12 protein-coding genes are annotated in these 17476 nt (G+C 41.4%); 5 read left to right on the top strand and 7 right to left on the bottom strand.

The window, feature by feature from the left end; translation table 11 throughout:
• Positions 1-354: 354 nt before the first annotated feature.
• Both H5079_RS18425 and H5079_RS18430 read left to right on the top strand, forming a co-directional pair.
• Positions 355-774, top strand: coding sequence for a hypothetical protein (locus H5079_RS18425; protein WP_259398048.1), 420 nt, complete (start codon positions 355-357; stop codon positions 772-774).
• Positions 759-1004, top strand: coding sequence for an IS30 family transposase (locus tag H5079_RS18430; protein ID WP_310736334.1), 246 nt, complete (start codon positions 759-761; stop codon positions 1002-1004). Before H5079_RS18425 ends, H5079_RS18430 begins: the two co-directional genes overlap by 16 nt.
• A 31-nt stretch (positions 1005-1035) precedes the next feature.
• On the opposite strand, the gene H5079_RS06135 is transcribed toward H5079_RS18430, so the two are convergent.
• Entirely contained in the window at positions 1036-2316 is a 1281-nt protein-coding gene (locus H5079_RS06135) for an FAD-binding oxidoreductase (protein WP_182683702.1), read from the bottom strand.
• A gap of 252 nt (positions 2317-2568) precedes the next feature.
• Complete coding sequence (locus tag H5079_RS06140; protein WP_182683703.1) at positions 2569-3288, bottom strand: FadR/GntR family transcriptional regulator; 720 nt, start codon at positions 3286-3288, stop codon at positions 2569-2571.
• 338 nt (positions 3289-3626) lie between these two features.
• On the opposite strand from H5079_RS06140, the gene H5079_RS06145 reads away from it, so the two are divergent.
• The 3 genes from H5079_RS06145 to H5079_RS06155 all read left to right on the top strand — a co-directional run bounded on the left by H5079_RS06145 (position 3627) and on the right by H5079_RS06155 (position 10848).
• Positions 3627-6833: a glycoside hydrolase family 2 TIM barrel-domain containing protein gene (locus H5079_RS06145; RefSeq protein WP_182683704.1), complete on the top strand. Its 3207-nt coding sequence runs from the start codon at positions 3627-3629 to the stop codon at positions 6831-6833.
• 68 nt (positions 6834-6901) lie between these two features.
• Positions 6902-9286 (top strand): aminotransferase class III-fold pyridoxal phosphate-dependent enzyme, encoded by a 2385-nt coding sequence (locus H5079_RS06150; protein ID WP_259398049.1) that lies wholly within the window; start codon positions 6902-6904, stop codon positions 9284-9286.
• A gap of 29 nt (positions 9287-9315) precedes the next feature.
• Positions 9316-10848: an aldehyde dehydrogenase family protein gene (locus H5079_RS06155; RefSeq protein WP_182683705.1), complete on the top strand. Its 1533-nt coding sequence runs from the start codon at positions 9316-9318 to the stop codon at positions 10846-10848.
• A 288-nt stretch (positions 10849-11136) separates the two neighbouring features.
• Here the strand turns inward: H5079_RS06155 and H5079_RS06160 are convergent, their stop codons facing one another.
• The 5 genes from H5079_RS06160 to H5079_RS06180 form a co-directional block, all read right to left on the bottom strand.
• On the bottom strand, positions 11137-11859 hold the full coding sequence (locus H5079_RS06160; protein ID WP_182683706.1) for a SapC family protein: 723 nt from the start codon (positions 11857-11859) through the stop codon (positions 11137-11139).
• 16 nt (positions 11860-11875) lie between these two features.
• Positions 11876-13432 (bottom strand): tryptophan halogenase family protein, encoded by a 1557-nt coding sequence (locus H5079_RS06165; protein WP_182683707.1) that lies wholly within the window; start codon positions 13430-13432, stop codon positions 11876-11878.
• A 33-nt stretch (positions 13433-13465) separates the two neighbouring features.
• Positions 13466-14950, bottom strand: a complete 1485-nt coding sequence (gene nhaC / locus H5079_RS06170) for a Na+/H+ antiporter NhaC (RefSeq protein ID WP_182683708.1) — start codon at positions 14948-14950, stop codon at positions 13466-13468.
• Positions 14951-15220: 270 nt separating this feature from the next.
• Positions 15221-16381 carry a saccharopine dehydrogenase family protein gene (locus H5079_RS06175; protein ID WP_182683709.1) on the bottom strand — a complete coding sequence of 387 codons (1161 nt, stop codon included), beginning with the start codon at positions 16379-16381 and terminating at the stop codon, positions 15221-15223.
• Positions 16378-17460, bottom strand: a complete 1083-nt coding sequence (locus H5079_RS06180) for a saccharopine dehydrogenase (RefSeq protein ID WP_182683710.1) — start codon at positions 17458-17460, stop codon at positions 16378-16380. The genes H5079_RS06175 and H5079_RS06180 overlap by 4 nt, the downstream gene beginning before the upstream one ends.
• Positions 17461-17476 lie beyond the last annotated feature (16 nt).

The following is a 17476-nucleotide window of genomic DNA, read 5'->3' on the forward strand; positions in this document are numbered from 1 at the left end:
CTGCTTTATTTAAAAGCTCAAGCCACTGCTGCAAATTAAACCCTAGATTCAAATTGTAAGTGCATAACTTGTTTTGGCTAGATTAAGTGGTCAGTTGCTCATAAGCTAACTGCTTTTTCTCCGGCAAGAGATTTTACAATGAGACATTACAAACAGCTGACCTATGCCCAAAGATGCCAGATCGCCGTTCTAAAGAAAAGCGGTTTTACGCAACAAAGTAGCAGAGCTAACTAATTTATCGCAATCTACGATTTCAAGAGAGCTTTCTAGAAATACAGGTAAGCGAGGTTACAGACACAAACAAGCTCATGAGCGGGCTTTGTTTCGCCGAAGAAGTGTAAGAAAACCGCTTAAGTGACACCTGAAATGATAGCTTTAATTACCCAGAAGCTTAATGAGAAGTGGAGTCCTGAAAAAATAACGGGATGGTTACGCAAAGAAAGTGAACTGTCTGTCAGCCATGAATGCATTTATCTGTATATCTGGGAAGATAAAAAAGCAGGTGGTGAGTTATACCTACACCTGCGCCGACACGGTAAGAAATATCACAAGCGCAGTCATGGTAAAACAAACCGAGGGCAAATAAAAAATCGCGTTAGCATTGAAGAGCGGGTTACCCAATTCACTGTATCAACTCAGGTGGCAGGAAAAACAGCACAAGCCGTCACTGCGGCGACAATAGAACTATTAAGGCCATATAGTCAGCGCTTCATACCATCACGGCTGACAATGGAAAAGAGTTCGCTTATCACGAGCAAATCACAGACGCTTTAAGTGTTCCTGTTTATTTTGCTCACCCTTATCACTCATGGGAGCGCGGATTGAATGAAAACACGAATGGATTACTACGTCAGTATTGGCCGAAGAGCACCGATTTTAAGGCGGTAACACCAGCGCAAGTTATACCAGTACTTGAGCAACTTAATAATCGTCCGAGGAAGACACTTGGATTTGAAACGCCTGCAAAATTGATGCAGGATCACTTGGCGGCTAAAGCCCCCTAAACGTTATGCACTTCAGGTTTGAATCCGCGAGCTAAAGAAAACCTGTGACTCCATGAAATGCTGTGGCACCAAGTTCATAAAATGCCCCCTTTAACTTTGTAAATTTTTCTGTGTATGATCTCACCGGCTCAATTGGTAAATACGATTGATCACCAGAAATAATATACTCTGCAGCGGCTCTACCAAAGACGCTCCCTGGGCTAATACCTCTTCCGCTGTAACCAAAAAGGTTTATTGCATTTGGCCCAAATTCAACTATGTGAGGTAAATGGTCATTTGTGCATGCAATACGACCATGCCACGCATGCTCGAAGCCCACATCACCTAAGTAAGGATAAAGCTTTTTTAGCCTATGCTGGGCCCAATTATAATGGATATACCTTGATGGTAAATCAAGTGATCCAACAGCTCCGAGTATCAGCCTGCCAGCTTGGTCACGACGTATTGAAGACATTATCATAGCAGTGTCCCAACATCCTTGCTGCTCAGGTAAAATTCTTTTTAGTAACGCCTCATCTAGAGGTCTAGTTGCCGCTTGAAAGTAATGCACTGGGGTGTAAGTTGGAGCCGCACTTATATTTGTTTGCTGATGGTAAGCATTAGTTGCTAATATGACAGCTTCAGTTTTAATGTTGTACGCAGATGTTCTGATTTCCCAAGATGCATTTTTTCGCTCGATTGCAGTTACTGGAGTTCTTTGATGAATAGATGCTCCGGCTTGTATAGCGGCACAAGCTAACCCTCGTAAGTAAGCAAGCGGTTGAATTGTACCTGCTTCTCTTAAATGTAGAGCACCATGATATATTGATGTGCCTAACTTATCTTCAGTATTTGATCTTGAAAGCAAATCAACTTTAATACCTCTATTTCGGTATTGTCTTAATCTCTCCTCCAAGTTAGCTAGGCCAGCCTTTGAGTGAGCGCAATGCAGGGTGCCAGTTTGAGTTAATTCACACTCTATGTTGTAATTTGCTATATTAGAAAAAACTAATTCTGGGCCGCGAAAGAGCATCTCGTTAAGTTTAATTCCAGCCGTTTGCCCTAACAATTTTTCTACTTTATCGGGTTCCATCCAAAGCCCTGGATTAACTAACCCTACGTTCCTCCCTGAACCGCCGTAACCGATATCTTGTGACTCTAAAAGAATAACTTTTTTACCTTGCTCTGCAAGCCTTAATGCACAAGATACACCGGTATAACCACCACCTACAACGACAGCATCAACAGATTTATCCTTATTGAGTTGATTGGTTTTCAATAAGCTTTTTGAAGTAAGATGCCACAAATTACTGCTAATCGATTCAATAGCCATATCATTATTCCACTCAATCAACATTGCTTAAAAAATTAAAAGTTACTTTGCACTTTATAGTACGGACATTATTTGTATTAAGGGTTTAGAGTACTTAATCCACCAAATAAATGTCTCTTTTATTAGGTGGATTCAAGGATACTATTTATAGCTTATGGCACTAATTATTTTAACGACGAAAGTAAACTATACTATCAGTCGTTTCGGCACTGACAGAATAAATAACTAGTCATTAGTGCCGTTTTGGCTGAATTAAGTAGTATGGCTTTCTTGCTCCTCAATTTGCTTATTAACGATCGCTAAGGTTGCCCGTTGTGTGATCATGGCAGCATCAAAAGCAGCTTGAGGTTTTTTATTTTTAATGTATTCAAAAATATCACAGTGCGCCTGATATTCTTCTACCGTAACCGCAATCATACGGTTAGTAAAACGCAAGTTCACTTTTAATGCGGTAGTAATAAAGTTCTTTAATTGGATAAAGAAAGGATTATTACTTGCAGACAATACACTATGGTGAAAATCAATATCAGCTTCATGGGTGTCATCCATACCATTTGTAGCATCTTTCATCCGCACTAAAGAGCTCTCTATCGCTGTTAGATCAGCCTCAGTGGCATATAACGCAGCTAAATATGCAGCTTCTGCCTCAAGGGCTAATCGCAACTGTAAAAAATACCTTAGTAAGTATAAGTCGGGCTTACCTAATAACACCCATTCCAAAACATCAACATCAAACAAGTTCCAATGCTTTGACTCAACAACAGTAATACCTTGTCTGGGTCTAGAACTAATTAACCCTTTGGCTGTTAACATTTTTACTGCTTCGCGAGTAGCGGTGCGACTAATATTAAATTGTGTACATAAGTCAGCTTCAGAAGGGAGTCGATCACCTACTTTATAACTACCATTTAAGATCTTTTTACCCAACTCATGAACAACTTGCTGGGTTAGATTACGATGTGATGATTCCATGTACTATTTTACTCTAGGTTATTTTGCATTATATCTGCCAATCTTTATTTGTATGATAAATGAGTTTATATAAATACACTAGCTTAATTTAAAACTGTATATATCGTCTCTTTTTAAAGAAGATTGAGCACGATGATGCGATTTAGCACTAACTTTAGGGTTTTTTCAATCTAAAATGCAGCGATGTAATCAATGAAAATAATCTTATATTCGTTGGTTATGGTTATTCATCTCACTGGAGTACCCACTTAAATCATTTAATATAGAAAGTACTTGCTTAAATAAACTTTATTTGTATTATAAATAGTATTGTTAAATTTAATTAAGATATTTGTTTCATGATAAAGTCACTTAGCCCCATTGCGTTAACCTTGCTGTTACTTGTTAACAGCAACGCTAATAGCCAACCCCGTGAACCTTGGGAAAATAATGAAGTATTTGCCATTAATAAAGAAGCGCCACGTGCCTCATTTTTTCCATTTCAATCTCGAGACGCTGCACTAATCAATAATAAAGAACAAAACAATAATTTTTTATTGCTTAATGGTTTGTGGAAATTTGACTGGCAACGCTCACCAAAGAACAAACCAGAAAACTTTCAGGCTGATAATTTTGATGATAGCAACTGGCAGCAAATCCCGGTACCGGGCAATTGGGAAACTAAAGGATTTGGTTACCCAATTTATTTAGATGAGCGCTTTCCTTTTACCACCACGTGGCCTGATGCACCAAAAGACTACAACCCAATTGGCTCTTATCGTAAGCCCTTCACTCTGCCAAGCTCATGGAAAAACAAACAAGTATTTATTCATGTTGGTGCGGCAAAATCGTCTTTAGATGTCTGGTTAAACGGCAACAAAGTCGGTTTTAGTCAAGGCGCCAAAACCCCTGCAGAATTTGACATTACCTCTTACCTTAATGAAGGGGATAATTTATTAGCTTTTCAAATTAGACGTTGGACCGATGCCAGCTATCTAGAAAGCCAAGATATGCTACGTATTTCTGGCATTGAACGCGATGTTTATCTTTACGCTACCCCTAAGCAGCGTATTTTTGATTTTCACGCTAAACCCACTCTAGATAAGACCTTTAGCCAAGGAAAGCTTGCTCTTGATGTTACTTTAAAGAACTTTGCTGATAGAAAATCACGACAAAACCTCCAAGTACAGCTCCTAGATCCACGTAATAATATGAAGGTATTAGTGGATAAAGAAGTTAAAGTAAACGTCGCCGCTAACGGTAGCACAGAAGTATCGCTTGAAAGTATGTTAAGTCAACCGGCGTTATGGTCAGCTGAAACACCTAATTTATATACCCTTTTGATCAGCTTAAAAGACCGTAAAGGCAACACCATTGAGACCGTACGCAATGATATTGGCTTTAGACATTTAGAAGTAGTGGACGGCAAACTCACCATTAACGGTAAAGCGATCACCATTCGCGGTGTTGACCGCCATGAAACGGATCCTCTCCACGGTCATGTTGTGACGAGAGCATCAATGGAACAAGATATTAAACTGATGAAAGAGTTTAATATTAACGCTGTACGTGCAAGCCATTACCCTAACGACCCTTATTGGTACGAGTTAACGGATAAATATGGTATGTATGTGATTGACGAAGCCAATATCGAATCGCACCCATTAGCGATTAATAAAGATACACAGTTAGGCAATGAAATGAGCTGGTTACCAGCCCATTTAGATCGCACACAACGTATGTTTGAGCGCGACAAAAATCACCCGTCAATCATCATTTGGTCATTAGGTAATGAAGCTGGTAAAGGCAAGATTTTTGAAACCACATATCAATGGCTTAAAGACAATGATAACAGCCGTTTAGTGCAATATGAGCCAGCTGGAGAAGAGTATTACACCGACGTATTCGCTCCAATGTACCCGTCAATCGAGCGTTTAGTAGAATATGCGGAATCTAAACCAAACCGTCCTGGCATTATGATTGAATATGCGCATGCTATGGGTAACTCAGTAGGTAACTTAGCCGACTATTGGCAAGCAATCGAAAAATACGACGTACTACAAGGCGGTTTTATTTGGGATTGGGTTGACCAGGCACTTGAGTACACCAATGAAAACGGCGTTAAGTACTGGGCATACGGCAAAGACTTTCACCCTGATTTGCCGAGCGATGGTAATTTCTTAAATAACGGCTTAATGTCAGCGGATCGTCAGCCTCATCCACACGCCTATGAAGTAAAGAAGGTTTACCAAGCGATTCGCTTTTCTGAAGCGAACAGCAGCAAAGGCGAGTTTATTGTAGAAAACCGCTATGACTTCATCGAGTTAGCCATGTTTGATTTACAGTGGCGTATTGAAACAGACGGTGAAGTTGTTGCACACGGCCACCAAGCTCTTCCAAATGTATTACCTAGTCAGAAAGCGCAGATCAAGCTAGCATTGCCGTCATTACCACAAGTTGATAGCAAAGAATACTTCATCACCCTCAGCGCTGTAGTTCGTCAGCCATACGGTTTGCTAGCAAGCGGACATGAACTGGCATTTGAACAATTTAAATTACCGGTACAGTTAGTGGCTAATCAAGCGCCAAAAACGTCAGCCGCTATGGTAATTAAGCAAGATAATAAAAACGTTTTAAGCTTTAGTAATAACAGCAGCACTGCCACTTTTGATAAAAACACCGGTTGGTTAAGCCAATATAGCTATAACAACAGTGACTTACTTAAATCATCGTTACGCGCAAACTTCTGGCGTGCACCCACTGATAACGATTTAGGTAATGGCATGCAAAATTGGGCGGCGCTATGGCAAACCGCCAGTGATAAATTAGTGTTATCTTCACTGAAAAAACACAAAACAGCACAAGGTTATCAAGTTACTAGCAAGTATAAAGTCGCTGACTTTATCGGTGATTATCAAGTGCAATATAACGTTCACAATAATGGTCAAATTCATGTGCAAAGTCAGTTAAATATTGCCCCAGGGCAAGAGCTTCCAAACTTACCGCGTTTAGGTATGCAACTAACTATGCCAGGACAATTCCAACAATTATCTTGGTTTGGCCGTGGGCCACATGAAAGCTATGCGGATAGAAAAACATCAGCACCAATTTCATTATATAAAAGATTAGTTAAGGACCAAATACATCACTATGTTCGTCCACAAGAAAATGGCAATAAAACCGATGTTCGTTGGATGGCGTTAAAAGCTGACCATGGATTAGGACTTTTAGTCGTTGGCGATCAAGTACTCAACACCAGTGCATGGCCTTATAAACAAAGTGATATCGACTTTATTGCTGGTAAAGACGGTGAAGAATCAGCCTCAGGGTTAGTACCGGTAACCAGTAAGCATGGCGCAGAAGTACCGATGCGCGATTTAGTTACCGTCAATATCGACCACAAACAAATGGGCGTAGGGGGTGATACGTCTTGGGGGCGCTTAGTACATGCACAATATACCATACCAGCACAAAGCTATCAGTACGGTTTTACCTTAGTGCCTTTTAGTGCTACCAAGGTAAACCCTGCGGCACTTGCTCGTACCGTTAGGTCAAATAGCAAGTAAGTAACCACCTACTCAAGCCACCTCAAGATACAGCCCTAATTGGGCTAGCATTTTGAAGTGGCGAGAGTATGCAACAATACCTAGCTATAAGCTTTGAAGAGGCAACAATGAGTACAGAGCAAACACCGTCGTTTTCTGACATTGCAATTAATCAATTATTAACTCAGCAATACCAATTGTCTGGGCAATTGAAAAGCCTAATGGGCTATTGTGATCAAAACTTATTATTAACGACCGAAAGTAACGCGCAATATATTGTTAAAATTGCTAACTCAGCAGAGCCAAAACTCGAGCTAGACATGCAAAATGCGGCTATGGCACATTTAACTGCCGAGCAATGTGCTGTGCCTCATGCTTTGAGTAATATAAATGGCGAAACCATTACCCCTATCACTAATGCTGAACAACAAACGTTTTATTTACGGGTATTAACCTTTATCCCGGGCAAGTTCTATGCTGAAGCCGACAGCCTGACGCACAATGAGTCGCTTTGGTCTAATTTAGGCCAATTTGTTGCTAAGATTGATTTAGCGTTAGCGGGTTTTCAACATCCTGGTGCGTTTCGTTATTTAGATTGGGATTTAGCCCAGGGCTATCGTGTTTGTATGAGCAAAAAGCATCTTCTGCATGCTGACCAAGCGCCTTTGGTAGAGAAATTTCTTACTCTTTATCAAACGCAAACCATGCCTGTACTAGCGCAATTACCGCAAGGCGTAATTCATAATGATGCCAACGATTACAACTTGTTAGTGAATGATGTAACCGCGCCAACCAGAATAACCGGTTTGATCGATTTTGGTGATATGGTACACAGCCATATTGTTAATGAATTAGCCGTTGCCTGTGCGTATGCCCTAATGGGTGAAAAATCAACACAAGATGGCGTACTGAATGCCTTTAAAACCATAGTGGCTGGCTACCATCAGGTGCGACCATTATCTGACAGCGAACTCGAAGTCTTATATTCATTAGTCGCCTTGCGTTTATGTACTACAGTTTGTAATTCCGCCTTAGCTATTTCGCAGCAACCAGACAATAAGTACTTGTTAGTGTCGGTAAAACCGGCCTGGGCGCTACTTGAACAACTAAGCGCATTAAGTCCCTTCGCCGTGCTATGCCAATTACGTCAAGCATGTCAGCTACCTTTAGACAGCGGCAAAGCACCTGCTGATATTATCCGCTACCGTAAGCAACACTTAGGAAAAACCTTAAGTTTAAGCTACCAAGAACCATTAAAAATGGTGCGCGGCCAAGGCGCTTATTTATTTACTGAGCAAGGTGTGCCCTACTTAGATATGGTCAACAATGTTTGTCATGTTGGTCATTGCCATCCAAAAGTGGTCGCGGCAGGACAAGCACAACTAGCCAAACTAAATACCAACACCCGTTATTTACATGACAATATCGTTAACTACACAGATAAACTATTGGCAACCATGCCAGAAAAATTATCTGTTTGTATGTTAGTCAACTCTGGCAGTGAAGCGAATGAACTCGCATTTAGATTAGCGCGTTGTTTCACTAAATCAAAAGAGCTACTGGTGGTTGACGGCGCTTATCATGGTAATACCAATGCCTGTATCGAAGCTAGCCCTTATAAATTTGACGGCCCGGGCGGCGAAGGTGCACCACCTTATGTACATAAGGTTACCCTGCCCGATCCTTACCGAGGTGAATTTCAAGGCACAGGCAGCAAAACCGCTGAGCTATATGCCAATAGCGTAAAAGCAACCCTTGCCAAATTAGCACAGGCCGGTAAAAAACCTAGCGCTTTTATTTGTGAATCATTACAGGGCGTTGCTGGCCAAATTATTATGCCTGACGGTTATCTAGCTATGGTGTACGAACAAATACGTGCTGCTGGCGGCGTTTGTATTGCTGATGAAGTACAAGTCGGCTTTGGCCGAGTCGGTAGTCATATGTGGGCATTTGAAACACAAAATGTGGTGCCAGATATTGTCACCTTAGGTAAGCCAATTGGTAATGGTCACCCTATGGCCGCCGTGATCACCACACAAGAAATTGCCGACGCCTTTGTCACTGGTATGGAATACTTTAATACCTTTGGTGGCAACCCAGTGTCGTGTGCCATTGGTATGGCAGTACTTGATGTGATTGAGCAAGAGCAGTTACAGGCTCATGCCTTAACAACTGGCGCTTACTTTACAGAGCAATTGAGATTATTACAGCAACACTTTGAGCTTATTGGCGACGTACGCGGTTTAGGCTTATTTATTGGTGTTGAATTAGTCGAAGACCGCATTAGCAAGCAACCTGCCACCGACAAAACCTCATGGTTAGTTGAGTTCTTCAAACAGCATCACATTTTGCTCAGTACTGAGGGGCCTTTTTATAATATTTTGAAAATTAAACCGCCATTAGCATTTAATAAATGCGATGCGGATAAATTTATCAAGGTACTTAAACTAGGACTAATGGAACTATCAGCGTGACAGCGTCTACATTAAAACAAAAGGTGCATATGAAATTTTTAAATGAATTAGGCATTAATGCCATCAACTACGGCGCTTCAACCGGTATTAACTGGATGGAGACAAAAAGTAATGGTCAATTTGATATTTCATCTCCAGCAGATGGAGAAGCGATTGCTAGCGTCTACAAATGTTCAAGCGAAGACTATGAGCATGTGGTGAATACTGCTCAAGCCGCATTTAAAGTATGGCGCAAAGTACCGGCCCCTCACCGTGGTGAAATCGTCCGTCAAATTGGTAACAAGTTACGTGACTTTAAACAGCCATTGGGTGAGCTTGTAGCCTATGAGATGGGTAAATCATTACAAGAAGGCTTAGGTGAAGTACAAGAAATGATCGACATTTGTGACTTTGCCGTTGGCTTATCTCGTCAACTTGACGGCTCTACTTTACACTCAGAGCGCCCGTTGCATAGAATGTATGATCAATACCACCCGCTCGGTATTGTCGGGGTTGTTTCTGCGTTTAACTTTCCGGTTGCTGTATGGGCGTGGAATGCCATGATTTCTGCTATTTGTGGTAATGTCACGTTGTGGAAACCGTCAGAGAAAACGCCATTAACTGCCATCGCGTGTCAAAATATCTTAAACGAGGTCTTAACGGCAAACGAGCTACCTGAAGGGATATTCTCTTTAGTGATTGGTGACGGTAATGTACTCGGTGAAGGCATGCTACATGATAAGCGTATCCCATTAATGTCAGTCACGGGCTCAACCCGTGTCGGTCGTCATGCCGGTATCAGCGTTTCGGCAAGGTTTGGTAAGTCTATTCTAGAGTTAGGCGGTAATAACGCCATTATTTTAACGCCACAAGCGGATTTAAAACTAGCGATACCCGGTACTGTGTTTGGCGCGGTAGGTACAGCAGGCCAACGCTGTACCAGCACGCGACGCGTTATTATTCATGAAAGCATTTATCAACAGGTAAAGGATATTTTAGTCAAAGCGTATACCGGACTTAAAATTGGTAACCCGCTAGATGAAAGTAATCATGTTGGTCCATTAATTGATCAACAAGCCGTTGCTATGTTTAGTGATGCTTTAGTCAAGGTACAAGAGCAAGGCGGTAAGTTATTGTGCGGCGGTGACGTATTATCAGGCCCTGGTTATGAGTCTGGTTGTTATGTAAAACCTGCCATTGTTGAAGCGGAAAATCATTACGACATGGTACAAAATGAAACCTTCGCGCCGATCTTATACTTAATAAAGTACTCAGGTGATGTGCATGATGCTCTTGCTTTACAAAATGATGTTGTGCAAGGACTCTCTTCAGCAATCTTCACAGAGAACTTGCGAGAAGCAGAAAACTTCTTATCTCATTGGGGTTCAGATTGTGGTATTGCTAACGTCAATATTGGTACCTCAGGTGCGGAAATTGGCGGTGCCTTTGGTGGTGAGAAAGAAACCGGCGGCGGACGTGAGTCTGGCTCAGATGCTTGGAAGGCGTATATGCGCCGTCAAACCAATACCATCAACTACTCGACTGAATTGCCATTAGCACAAGGTATTAAATTCGATATTTAATGCGCTAACTATGTTCAATATATTAAAGCCACGTCATCACGTGGCTTTTTTGCCTTACCCTACAGGTCGTTAGTGAGTTGTTAGCTGTCGCCTGAACTAATACGTCTTAGGCAAGCCTATCGCGCCATTGACAACGCATTTAGCCTCGATAACAGCGATGCTACGCTTTTAAATGAAGACCGCGGTTCGCGTCTCAGGCGGGCTTACCAGCAACATCGGCGATATAACTTGAATCATTAGCGTTAATATCGCAGCAGATAACATGACTAAGTTTAAGTTATTTACTCTTTACTGTGCTTGGCTCTTACTGGCCAATAAGCGATTTTTAATATCTATTAAGGTACTAACATGGCTTACTGACGCCATAGCCGCACTGAGTAAAGCGGTATAACCTTGTTGCTGAAATTGCGTTTGCACCTCACTCGGTACCTTCTCTAACATCTCTTTATTTATGGTATATAGGCCGGTCAATTGCTGTGCTTGACCATTATTATATTTAATATCTAACGATACCGACTCAAGCAAATTATACGCTCGCAACTCGTTGATAAAGGCACTGTTAAGTACAAATCCTTGAGTAAGCTCAGACAATATAACGCTTTGTTGTTGTAAATAGGGGCTCGCCTTGCCGTTGTTAAATAACGCCTCACCTTGTTGCTCATTTACGCGCGCGTCATTGCTATCAATTGCTAAAATCGGCCGCTGAGTGTCAAGGTCTTGGCTTAAATAAAAAGGCGTGCTTTGCAGTTTTAGCGGTAAATAGCACTTTTCCCACAAGCCACTGTCATGGTAAATATTTTCATCCACCGCTAAGCCAAATAAGGCCACAGGTTGAAATTGACCAGTATCGCTGTCTTTCGCAAAAAAGATCGGGTAATACTGGGCAACCTCAGCAAACTCCTGCGCGACAATATGGCTCATGTGTACTTGTCCATGTTGTTCTAACGTGCCTGCTAGCGATACTTTTGTGTTGCTGTGGTGCTCGCTATTTACGGTTTCTAATTGATGCATAACTAACCTGCTGTAATTAAATTTTACTAAAGCCAAATTGATGAATTTTATCTATCAGTTCTCGATTACTTGGTAAAGCACTGACGTACTTCTCAGTTACCTGCTTATTTTCAGCAAACATCCGCTGCGCCATTTTTTCTTCCGCTTCACTAGCAGGGCGTTCGTTGGGCGTAAAGTTAAAGTCCATACCATAAAGCACATATTGATAACTTGCCGCTGAGAACACCTCACGTTTATAGTGAAAGTCATATTCTGACGGCGAGCGATGCTGCCATAAGGTCATTAATGACTTTAAGCTGTCAGGAATCGTGGCGGGATCACGGTTATCACGCCAAAATGCCGAGTCTTCGCGCTTACTAGCAATATAATGTAATTTAAGGAAATCAATGATGCGCTCCCAGTTATAGTTAAAGCGCTCATTAAAGCTTTTTGCCACTATATCCATGCATTCGCGATTTGCTGGCATTTGTTCAGCAATCGTGGCAACAGCCAGTTCGATCATCACCAACGCTGACGCTTCTAGCGGCTCTAAAAAACCGGCCGAAATACCTACCGCCACACAATTATTAACCCAGAATTTTTCTCGAATACCTGGGTTGATATCAATTTTCCGCAAAGCGATACTTTCGCTTTTATCACCAATAGAGTCCTTTAAATAACACCGTAGCGCTTTTTCAGCCTCGGCTTGCGTGGTATGCCGGCTGGAATAAACATGACCAACACCGCGGCGCGACGGTAACCCTATATCCCATATCCACCCTGCCTCTTGTGCGGTCGAAATCGTGTGTGAGGCAATGGCATCAGCACCTTTTTCATAAGGCACTTGCACTGCTAGTGCGGAATCGATAAATAAAATATCTTTTTTACTGATAAACGGCACTTGATAGTGTTCACCAATCAACAAAGCGGAAAAGCCGGTACAATCAACAAACAAGTCGCCCGCAATATCACCATGATGCTTTGTGCTTAAACTGGCAATATCACCAGAGTCTATGCTGTTGATCTGACATACATGATCTTGAATATAATCAACACCCAGCGTGTTTATACAATGCGCTTTTAAAAACTCGGCAAATTTACCAGCATTTAAATGATAAGCATAATTAGCCACGGCGGCATATTCAGGTGAGGTGATTAATTTCGGCGCTAAGCCCTTTTCACACAGTTGTTCTTGAAAACACACCGCCTCTGAAAATGACATACCCTGCTTATCTTTTTGCCAATATTTAAACAAATCAATATCAAAGTAACCCTGTGGTAACACTAACGGGTGGTAATAAAAGTCATCGTCGGTGCCCGTTACCCATTTGGCAAACTTTGCCCCTTGTTTAAAGCTAACATCACATTCGCGAATAAAGTCGGTTTCAGAAATACCCATTTTTTGTAACGTGGTACGCATAGTCGGCCAAGTACCCTCACCAACACCAATACTTTTAACATCAGGTGACTCAATTAACGTCACTTTTAGCCCCTGTCCTGATTGTGTATTGTGCATCGCGGCAATACTGCCCGCGGCTATCCAGCCAGCGCTGCCACCGCCAACAATTACCACATGTTTTAATTTTTTAGCCATAATTTACTCTTATTATTATATTGCTGATTAGCTTTACTTTATTGCTGTTGGGCTTAATTTAACGCCTTTATCGAGTGTTTTTACCACTAAGGCTTTTACTTTAAAGCCGGTAATAGCGAAAACGATACCAACAATGGGTGATAGCCAATTAAAGAAACAAAAGACCGCATATTCTAAGGGGTTGATCAATAATACCGACTGCATATAAGCACCGCAGGTATTCCACGGGATAAGCGGCGCAGTGACCGTGCCGCCATCTTCTAACGCTCGCGATAAATTTTCCGGCGCTAATTGGCGACGCTTATATTCTTCTTTAAACATTCTACCCGGCATTACAATTGCGATATATTGATCGGCGGCTATACAGTTAGTGCCAAAAGCCGTCACTATCGTAGTAGAAATTAACGAGGCAACGCTGTTAGTCACGCTCATTAAGCTTTCTACCACACGCCTTAACAAACCCACCTTTTCCATTATTGAACCGAACGTCATCGCCGAGATTATTAGCCAAATAGTATTTAGCATTGACCCCATACCACCGCCACTTAATAAACTATCAATCGCCTTATTGCCTGTGTCTAGTTCAACGCCAGAGAACATCACTTGCCATACCACCATGGTATTAGCTTCGAGTGTTGATAAACCATCATTGGCGTAAGACAGAATAAGATCTTGCTGAAATAACACCGCCCATACGGCACCAGCAATTGCACCAATACCAATGGCCGGAAACGCTGGCATTTTTTTCACTGCTAAAAATAAAGTAATAAACAAAGGTAGCAGTAAATACCAAGCAATAAAAAATTCATTTTCTAGGCTGACTAATAGCTGTTCTATTTGGCCATTAGGTACCTGTTCTTTGCTATTTAAACCAAAACAAAAGAATATGATGAGGGTAACAGCAAAGCTGGGCACTGTACTCCACATCATGTTTTTAATATGAACAAATAGTTCTGTTCCAGCAATGGCTGAGGCCAGATTAGTAGTGTCTGACAATGGTGAAAGTTTATCGCCAAAATAAGCGCCACTGATAATAGCACCCGCCGTCATCGGGCCGGAGGCATCAATACCCGAAGAAACTCCCATTAATGCCACACCTATCGTTGCCGCTACCGTCCAACTACTGCCAATACATAACGCAACCAACGCACAAACAACACAGCAACTGACATAAAAGTATTGCGGCTCGAGAATTTGTAAACCAAAATAAATCATTGTTGGTACGGTACCAGCTAATAACCAAGTACCAATAAGTGAGCCGACCGCTAATAAAATTAAGATGGCCCCTAACGTTAAACTAATACCTTTGGTAATACCGATTTCAATTTCATCGCGATTGTAGCCATTTTTTAAACCAATAAGACACGCGATGCCTGCGCATAACATCAATGCTATTTGGTTAGGTCCTGACGATGAATCATCGCCAAAAAAATACACTGCAAGAAAGAGTAAGAAAAGTAAAATGACTATGGGGAATAATGCGTCAAATAACGTCGGCTTTTGTTTTTTTTCTATCATGCTTATCCCTTTAATTTTTAGCGGCCAGACTAAAAGTACGTAAACATGTGTATTTCAGGGTAACTGGGCGCTGTTTTTTATTGTTAGTTGTTTTATGGAAAATCGACATAATTCTTAAACTATTTGCTCAGTCACTCCAGGGCTTTGTAGAAACATTGATTATTTAGTATCAATTAAAGAAAAGCATACTTAGCTTTAATCCATGTTTCTGGTAGATAACTATATATAAAAACGGCGATTGAAGGTCAAGCATTCAATCGCCGTTTTATTTTACTTTGTTAAATAATCATGGTGACCAATCGACTCTCCTAAAGTCGTTAACTTTGATAGCCATTGATCAATTTGTTTGACATTTTCTGGCGCCGCACTTACCCCTGTTGATATTTGGTGATTAAGTACAGACTCTATTGCCAAACTAACTGGGTATGACACTAGTCGAGCCATGGCAGGTCCTTGCTCGTTACCTTGACTATCTAGCTGATAACTTTGATGCCAAACCACTTTGCCTTCACGTCGAACTTCTAACTCTACGCACATGACTACGCGATCCGCTTCACCTTCATCATAGCCATATTTTTGCTCAAGCTCTTGACTAATTTCCTGCAAGCGTTGCTCGCCCTCGCTCCCTGAGAGCGTAGCTATCTCGTCAAATAGTGGCTGCCATGCTGTTGACCAACCATTTAATCGTAATGTCCCACGGACGAATTCCTGAACATCCCAATCATCTTTAAAATTATATTGTTTGATAAAGGGTATTGAGTCCCTATTAGGATAGGCTTGGAATGTTTCATGATGATCAAATAATTGCGCTTGATATTCACTTAACGCTTCCCAAGGGGCATTAGAAGTTTTCACTTGGCCGTCTTCTTGCCATTGTGCTTTTGAACGTAACGCCTTTAAAACCCCTAATGGTGACCAGCTAAATTTATATTTAAAGTCATTGGCCTCTTTCGGAAATCCGCCACAATAAGAGCGAAAATAATGCTGGTTTCCTGGTGAATATTGCTCACTAGTTTGGTAGCTATCAACCAACAAATGAGCAAATAAATGATCGATACCAGGATCTAAACCTACCTCATTGACAAAGCATAAATTGGCCGCTTTTACTTTGGCGTCTAACTCCGCCATTTCCGGTGCGATATAGCTACTAGAAACAAAGTGGGCTTGGTGTTGTAAACAAAATTCTGCCACAGTTAAGTGCATAGTCGCTGGTAACATTGACACGAGTACATCACCGGGTTTTACACTCGCAGTTAATGCATCCCAGTTTAACTGGCGGACATCAATCTCAACATCACTATTTCCCAGTACTTGCTGTGCTTTCGCTAAGCTACGATTCCACACAATAATAGGCGTTGTTTTTTTTGCTAATTCAATAATACCAGGTGCTGACGATAATCCAGCTCCTAGCCAATGTATAGTATGAGTCATATATTTCCTGTTTTAATTTCGGTTATTTTACGTTTAAATAAGTCTAATGCTGCAGGCCAAACCCCCTGAGATTTGTCAGTAAGCGTTAATAAATGTTTTACTAATTGCTCGCCGTAATCCTCGCTGCTTTCTTTAGGTAATAACGACGGCAGATGGTCGATAGCAATAAGGTCAAGCACATTAGTGTCATCAATGCGTAAACAAGGAGTTTCGAACGTTGTGCATTGTTTATAAATAGGTAATGGGTTGTAGCTCCCGTAGGGATCACAACTGACATCAACAATCACCGACAATTTCCTTGTTGGTTGATCCAGTAACTCTTTAGTGATAAATGGCGGTAAATCTCGATTAATCAGTACGCAGTTAACAAAAATATTAGCTTGAGTGATTTCGACAAACGGTCCGCCTTTTTTGGTTTCGGCTAAGTCCCATTCGATAACATCAAGTAATAGTGATTTAGCTAAATCCACTGCACCGCTACCACTGCGACCTTTAGCACCTATGACTAGCATTTTCGGTTTAGTATCGATTTGGCTTATCGCCTGTTTAAGGTCGCCAAGCAGTTGCTCTTTGTCTTGATAAGATGAAATATTAGCTAATGGTGGATTAACGTTTTGCTGTTGATTTGCCCAAGCCAATATGGATAAAGCAGCACCTGAAAAGCCTGCCCAGTAACCAAAAGCGGCAATTCTTCGTTGTTGCTCATCAACCAAATACTCCAAGTCGAATAACTCGCCCCCACCGTGCTTAAAGCGTAATAATAGCTCTTGCCAGCCTGCTTGCTCTTTATAAGCATGGGCAAAATAAATATGTTGGTGGATCAGCGGAAAATCATCCTCGGGTAGTTCTTTCAAACCTAAAATAATCGCGTCTTTCGGCGCATTAACCCAGCTGCCCTGCTCGACAATTTCGGCATGAACTTCTTGATACTGCTCTTGAGTAAAAATATTTTGAGGTGAGCATTCAACGGTCACTTTAAAGCCCGCCTCAATTAATTTTTTTGCACCTATTGGCGACAGTGCAGTACGTTGCTCATAAGGTTTAGTTTCGGCTCTCAGCCAAATATGTGCTTTTTTCATAATATTAGTGTTCAGT

This window comes from Pseudoalteromonas sp. SG44-5, assembly GCF_014164175.1.
In the GTDB taxonomy this organism is placed as follows: domain Bacteria; phylum Pseudomonadota; class Gammaproteobacteria; order Enterobacterales; family Alteromonadaceae; genus Pseudoalteromonas; species Pseudoalteromonas nigrifaciens.

Bases quoted from the DNA above. Each gene is read 5' to 3' on its own strand.
- H5079_RS06135 (WP_182683702.1), bottom strand. From the start codon at position 2,316: ATGGCTATTGAATCGATTAGCAGTAATTTGTGGCATCTTACTTCAAAA.
- H5079_RS06140 (WP_182683703.1), bottom strand. From the start codon at position 3,288: ATGGAATCATCACATCGTAATCTAACCCAGCAAGTTGTTCATGAGTTG.
- H5079_RS06145 (WP_182683704.1), top strand. From the start codon at position 3,627: ATGATAAAGTCACTTAGCCCCATTGCGTTAACCTTGCTGTTACTTGTT.
- H5079_RS06150 (WP_259398049.1), top strand. From the start codon at position 6,902: ATGCAACAATACCTAGCTATAAGCTTTGAAGAGGCAACAATGAGTACA.
- H5079_RS06155 (WP_182683705.1), top strand. From the start codon at position 9,316: ATGAAATTTTTAAATGAATTAGGCATTAATGCCATCAACTACGGCGCT.
- H5079_RS06160 (WP_182683706.1), bottom strand. From the start codon at position 11,859: ATGCATCAATTAGAAACCGTAAATAGCGAGCACCACAGCAACACAAAA.
- H5079_RS06165 (WP_182683707.1), bottom strand. From the start codon at position 13,432: ATGGCTAAAAAATTAAAACATGTGGTAATTGTTGGCGGTGGCAGCGCT.
- nhaC (WP_182683708.1), bottom strand. From the start codon at position 14,950: ATGATAGAAAAAAAACAAAAGCCGACGTTATTTGACGCATTATTCCCC.
- H5079_RS06175 (WP_182683709.1), bottom strand. From the start codon at position 16,381: ATGACTCATACTATACATTGGCTAGGAGCTGGATTATCGTCAGCACCT.
- H5079_RS06180 (WP_182683710.1), bottom strand. From the start codon at position 17,460: ATGAAAAAAGCACATATTTGGCTGAGAGCCGAAACTAAACCTTATGAG.